The sequence below is a fragment of the Thiolapillus sp. genome (assembly GCF_048562965.1).
Classification (GTDB): Bacteria; Pseudomonadota; Gammaproteobacteria; order Chromatiales; family Chromatiaceae; genus Thiolapillus; species Thiolapillus brandeum_A.
In genome coordinates this window covers 1-5,519 of record NZ_JBHNMF010000211.1, presented here as the reverse complement: position 1 = coordinate 5,519, position 5,519 = coordinate 1, and the positions used below count along the sequence as shown (strand labels likewise).

The window sequence follows — 5,519 nt, the reverse complement described above, 5'->3', positions numbered from 1 at the left end:
CAGGATGCAGCAATCAGCGTATAGAACAAGCTCTAACGGGCAGTATGAACAAAATAGCAACTTTATTTCACCCGAAAATATACGGTGGAACAATGTTGCTTACTCTAAACTCTAGTTTTCAATAACCTTGAAATAAAAAACAGTAATAGCGCCGACAGCAACAATTGAGCAGAGGAATACAAGGTCGGTATATTGGACTCCATATCGAGATTGAACAGAGGAACAAGCCCAAAAACGTACTCATGCCCAAAATAGTAAATAGCGATGATTCCCGCTACATTCGCCGCCAGCAAGGTGAGTACAATAAAGAGCAATACTTTGAGCACTCGCAGTGGGACTATTTTTATCTCCATGAACAGGTATTACTCCCGTCTCGAACTGATACTAAGATCACCGGAAAACACCACGGCTATCCAGCGGGGGGTTCACTCAACTTCCGCTCGATATTCAAAAGACGCACCTTGCGGCTGTCGGCGCGGACCACGGTGAAACGGAAATCATCGATATCCACGCTTTCCCCCCGCTGGGGCAGGTGACCCAGGGCATTGACCACCATGCCGCCGATGGTATCGTAGTCCTGGTCGTCGAACCCGGTGCCGAAAAACTCGTTGAAGTCCTCGATGGTGGTATGAGCCTTGGCGGTATAGTGATTTTCATCCCGCTTGAGGATGTAGGCGCCCTCGTCGAAATCGTACTCGTCCTCGATTTCGCCCACGATCTGCTCCAGCACGTCCTCGATGGTGATCAGGCCGGCCGCGCCACCGTATTCATCGATGACGATAGCCATGTGGTTGCGGCTCAGGCGGAACTCTTTCAGCAGTACATTCAGCCGTTTGCTCTCCGGCACGAACACGGCGGAGCGCAACACGTCACGCATATTGAAGGAAGGGCTGTCCTGGCCACAGTATTGCAGCAGGTCTTTCGCCAGCAGGATGCCCACCACTTCGCTCTTGTCATCGCCAATGACGGGAAAGCGCGAGTGGGCGGATTCGATGATCACCGGCAGCAGCGCTTCCACCGGCTTGTCTCTTTCCAGTACGACCATGTGCGCCCGGGGGATCATGATATCCCGCACCCGCAGCTCGGACACCTGCAGCACGGCTTCCATCATTGACAACGCCTCACCGTCCATGAGGTGACGGCTGCGCGCCTGCTTGAGCACCTGCACCAGCTGCTCGCGGTTTTCCGGCTCGGTCTGTACCAGGGGCTTGAGCAAGCGACCGAGGGTTCTCTTGAATTGTGACGAAAAGGAAGGGGAAGGTTTAGCGTTCATGCTGTCTCGCGATAAGGGTCGGGGATGCCCAGGTTCTGCAGGAGTTCCCGTTCAAGGGACTCCATGCGCTCCGCATCTGCATCGTTCAGATGGTCATAACCCTGCAGATGCAGCATGCCATGCACCACCATGTGCGCCCAGTGATGCTGCAGAAGCTTGCCCTGCCTCGCCGCCTCTTCGGCAACGACAGGGGCGCAGATCACCAGGTCGCCCAGATGATAGGAAGTCACTTCGGGGGGCGCTTCGAAAGGGAAGGACAGTACATTCGTCGGCCTGTCCTTGCCCCGGTATTCATGATTGAGCTGCCGGCTCTCCTCCTCATCCACGATGCGAATCACCACTCCGGCACCTTCCTGCTGCAGTGCGGCCTGGGTCCATTTCATGAAATCTCTGTCAGACGGCAGATCCTTTTCTTTGCTGGCAACCTGAACCTCCAAATCGGCCCTCATTCTTCATCACTCTCGTGGCGGTCATAAGCCTGCACGACCTTCTGCACCAGAGGATGCCGCACCACGTCCCGGGCATTGAAGTAGGTGAAGCTGATGCCTTCCACCTGGGCCAGGATCTCGGTGGCCTGGCGCAGGCCGGAACGCTGGTGGCGCGGCAGGTCCACCTGGGTCACGTCTCCGGTGATCACCGCGGTGGAGCCGAAGCCGATGCGGGTGAGGAACATCTTCATCTGCTCCGGCGTGGTGTTCTGGGCCTCGTCCAGGATGATGAAGGATTCGTTCAGGGTGCGCCCCCGCATGTAGGCCAGGGGCGCGATCTCGATGACGTTGCGCTCCACCAGCTTGTGCACGCGCTCGAAGCCCAGCATCTCGTACAGGGCGTCGTAGAGGGGCCGCAGATAGGGGTCGATCTTCTGTGCCAGGTCGCCGGGCAGGAACCCCAGGCGCTCTCCCGCCTCCACAGCCGGGCGCACCAGCATGATGCGGCGCACCTTGTCGCGCTCCAGGGCATCCACGGCGCTGGCCACCGCCAGATAGGTCTTGCCGGTGCCCGCCGGCCCCACGCCGAAATTGATGTCATGTTTCATCACGCGGTGCAGGTACTGCTTCTGGTGGGGGCCACGCCCGCGCACCATGCCGCGCTTGGTCTTGATGACGACTTCGGGCAGATCCGGCTCTGCCGGTTGCAGCAGCTGCTCCACCCCGGATTCCTGCAGATACAGATGCACGGCCGCCGGGGTGAGCACCTCGTCTTCCGTCGCCCGGTACAGCTTCTGCAGCAGCTGCGCGCCTGCCTGCACGGCCTCGGGCGCACCGATGAGGCGAAAACTGCTGCCGCGGTTGTTGATCTCGATACCCAGACGCACTTCCAGCTGGCGCAGGTGCTCGTCCAGCTGACCGCAGACATTGCGCAATCGTTCGTTGTTTTCGGGCTCCAGAACGAGATCCAGAGATTCGGGATGATCAGAGGCCAGGGCAGTCGTCATACAGTCTTCAGGCGGTAGCCGCAGCGGGCTGATCCAGCAGTTCTCCTCGCAGTGAATTGGGCATGGCCCCGGTGATGCGCACATCCACGAACTGCCCGATGAGGGATTCGGGAGCGGCGAAATTCACCACCCGGTTGTGTTCCGTGCGGCCAGCCAGTTCCCTGGCATCCTTGCGCGCATGACGTTCCACCAGTACCTGCTGCACCGTGCCCACCATCTGGCGGCTGATGCGCTGGGCGTTGGTGTTGATGGCCTGCTGCAGTTCCGCCAGCCGGGCCTGTTTGACCTCGTGAGGCACGTCGTCTTCATAGTCGGCCGCGGGTGTGCCCGGACGGCGGCTGTAGATGAAACTGAAGGACTGGTCGAAGCCGATATCGCCGATGAGCGCCATGGTATGTCCGAAATCCACGTCCGTCTCGCCGGGAAAGCCGACGATGAAATCGGAAGAGATGCTGATGTCCGGGCGGATCTCGCGCACGCGGCGGATCTTCTGCTTGTACTCGAAGGCGCTGTGGCCACGCTTCATGGCCATGAGAATACGGTCCGAGCCCGACTGCACGGGCAGGTGCAGGAAACTTACCAGTTCGGGCACATCGGCATAAACCTCGATGAGAGAATCAGAAAATTCCACCGGATGGGAAGTGGTGAAGCGGATGCGCTCGATGCCCTCGATGGCGGCCACGTAACGGATGAGCAGGGCAAGATCGGCGATCTCCCCGTCGTGCATCTGTCCGCGGTAGGCATTGACGTTCTGTCCCAGCAGGTTGACCTCGCGCACGCCCTGCTGCGCCAGTTGCGCCACCTCGGCAATGACGTCATCGAAGGGCCGGCTGATCTCTTCGCCGCGGGTATAGGGCACCACGCAATAGGTGCAGTACTTGGAGCAGCCTTCCATGATGGAGACGAAAGCCGTGGGGCCTTCGGCGCGGGGCTCGGGCAGGCGATCGAATTTCTCGATCTCGGGAAAGCTCACATCCACCACGGGCTGATGGTGTTCGCGCACATCATCCAGCATCCGGGGTAGGCGGTGCAGGGTCTGGGGTCCGAACACCAGATCGACGAAAGGCGCTCGGCTGCGAATTGCCTCGCCTTCCTGGCTGGCGACGCAGCCACCCACACCGATCACCAGATGGGACTTTTCCCGCTTCCAGTCCTTCCAGCGACCGAGCAGGGAAAACACCTTCTCCTGCGCCTTCTCGCGAATGGAGCAGGTGTTGAGCAGCAGCACATCTGCCGCTTCAGGGTCGGTGGTGATTTCCAGCTGGTGAGACTCGCGAAGCACGTCTTCCATCTTGCTGGAATCGTACTCGTTCATCTGACAGCCAAAGGTCTTGATATACAGCTTGCCTGACATACATTTATAAAAATGAAGAACGGCCAGAAATTGTATAACTTTCAGCCCAAAGCCGCCATGTTTATGTGCGGGACACAAGGTATTGAACACAACAGGGTAGGATGCGGTGAGGCACGAACCGCATCAAGAAGAAGCGGGGATTTTTCGATGCGGTTCGCAAGTTCACCACATCCTACCAAATTCAGCCAGCACAAAAGAGGGTGGAATGAGCCTGTGTCAGGGAAACCCCGCCAGAGGGCCGTCTACAGGCCAATCAGTTCCGCATGCAAACCACGATTCTCCACCCTGCCCAGCAGCTCCTGAGCGACGAGATTCTCGGGATCGTAGTCCACCAGCATCAGGTGCCGGGCATTTTCATGCACGCAAGCGCTGTAAACACCGTCGATCATGCTGATATCCCGCTCGATCTCGTGGATATTGGCGTCGTCCAGGTTTTCGTCGATATGTATCAGAATATCGGTACAGTAGTCAGACATGTTCTCTCTCCTCATTATCAACTCCCCTTATCCATGTATAGACTACCGCCAGGATAAATCAAGGGTACAATGGGTTCATGGGACACAAGGCACGCAAACGTTTCGGGCAGAATTTCCTTCATGACCCTCACGTGATCGACAAAATCCTCCGCACAATCCACCCCAAACCAGACGATCATCTGGTGGAAATCGGCCCCGGACAGGGCGCCATCACCGAAAATTTACTCACAGCGGCAAACCGGCTCGACGCCATCGAACTGGATCGTGATCTGGTCAGGCTGCTGGAGAACCGATACGGCAATCACCCGGGGTTTCGGCTCCATTCCGCCGACGCCCTGAAATTCGACTTCTGCCAGCTGGCCGATGCCGGGGAAAAGCTGCGCATCATCGGCAACCTGCCCTACAACATCTCCACGCCCCTGCTGTTTCACCTGCTGGAAAATGCCTACTGCCTGCAGGACATGCACTTCATGCTGCAAAAAGAGGTGGTGGAACGCATGGCCGCCGGACCCGGCAGCAAAACCTATGGCCGCCTGAGTGTCATGCTGCAGGCGTATTGCCAGGTGCAGATGCTGTTTCCCATCGGAGCAGGCGCATTCCAGCCTGCCCCCAAGGTCGAATCCGCCTTCGTGCGCCTGATTCCCTACGAAAAACCGCCCTTTGCCATCGAAAACCCGGCCCTGTTCTCAAAGGTAGTCACCCAGTCCTTCTCCCAGCGCCGCAAGACCCTGCGCAACACCCTCAAGGAATTGGTATCGACTGAAATCATGGAGAACTGCGGTGTAGATCCCGCCGCCAGGGCAGAACAATTACCGGTGGAAAACTTCGCCCGCCTGAGTAACGCAATCGCCTGAAACCAGCCCTTCTGTTTGACTCAACAAAATACGCCTGCAAAAAACAAATCGCTCCAAAAAGCGCCCGTTCCTTTGATACAAATCAATTGAGCAATGTGTAAATCCAGCCAGCAACGCTTTCCCTGCA

The 5,519-nt window shown here is 57.8% G+C and carries 7 protein-coding genes; 1 reads left to right on the top strand and 6 read right to left on the bottom strand.

Annotation, left to right across the window (positions count from 1 at the left end):
* Positions 1 to 104: 104 nt before the first annotated feature.
* From ACOCD2_RS11510 to ACOCD2_RS11485, 6 genes are all read right to left on the bottom strand, one after another.
* On the bottom strand, positions 105 to 353 hold the full coding sequence (locus ACOCD2_RS11510; RefSeq protein ID WP_293652606.1) for a hypothetical protein: 249 nt from the start codon (positions 351 to 353) through the stop codon (positions 105 to 107).
* Positions 354 to 409: 56 nt separating this feature from the next.
* A complete protein-coding gene (locus ACOCD2_RS11505; RefSeq protein ID WP_293647695.1) occupies positions 410 to 1,273 on the bottom strand; it encodes an HlyC/CorC family transporter in 864 nt (287 codons plus the stop codon).
* Positions 1,270 to 1,722 (bottom strand): rRNA maturation RNase YbeY, encoded by a 453-nt coding sequence (gene ybeY, locus ACOCD2_RS11500; RefSeq protein WP_293647696.1) that lies wholly within the window; start codon positions 1,720 to 1,722, stop codon positions 1,270 to 1,272. Before ybeY ends, ACOCD2_RS11505 begins: the two co-directional genes overlap by 4 nt.
* On the bottom strand, positions 1,719 to 2,708 hold the full coding sequence (locus ACOCD2_RS11495) for a PhoH family protein (protein ID WP_293647697.1): 990 nt from the start codon (positions 2,706 to 2,708) through the stop codon (positions 1,719 to 1,721). The genes ybeY and ACOCD2_RS11495 overlap by 4 nt, the downstream gene beginning before the upstream one ends.
* 7 nt (positions 2,709 to 2,715) lie before the next feature.
* Positions 2,716 to 4,062: a tRNA (N6-isopentenyl adenosine(37)-C2)-methylthiotransferase MiaB gene (miaB, locus tag ACOCD2_RS11490; protein WP_293647698.1), complete on the bottom strand. Its 1,347-nt coding sequence runs from the start codon at positions 4,060 to 4,062 to the stop codon at positions 2,716 to 2,718.
* 242 nt (positions 4,063 to 4,304) lie between these two features.
* Complete coding sequence (locus ACOCD2_RS11485; RefSeq protein ID WP_293647699.1) at positions 4,305 to 4,538, bottom strand: heavy-metal-associated domain-containing protein; 234 nt, start codon at positions 4,536 to 4,538, stop codon at positions 4,305 to 4,307.
* Between the two features lie 77 nt (positions 4,539 to 4,615).
* On the opposite strand from ACOCD2_RS11485, the gene rsmA reads away from it, so the two are divergent.
* Entirely contained in the window at positions 4,616 to 5,392 is a 777-nt protein-coding gene (gene rsmA / locus ACOCD2_RS11480; RefSeq protein ID WP_293647700.1) for a 16S rRNA (adenine(1518)-N(6)/adenine(1519)-N(6))-dimethyltransferase RsmA, read from the top strand.
* The last annotated feature ends 127 nt before the right edge of the window (positions 5,393 to 5,519 follow it).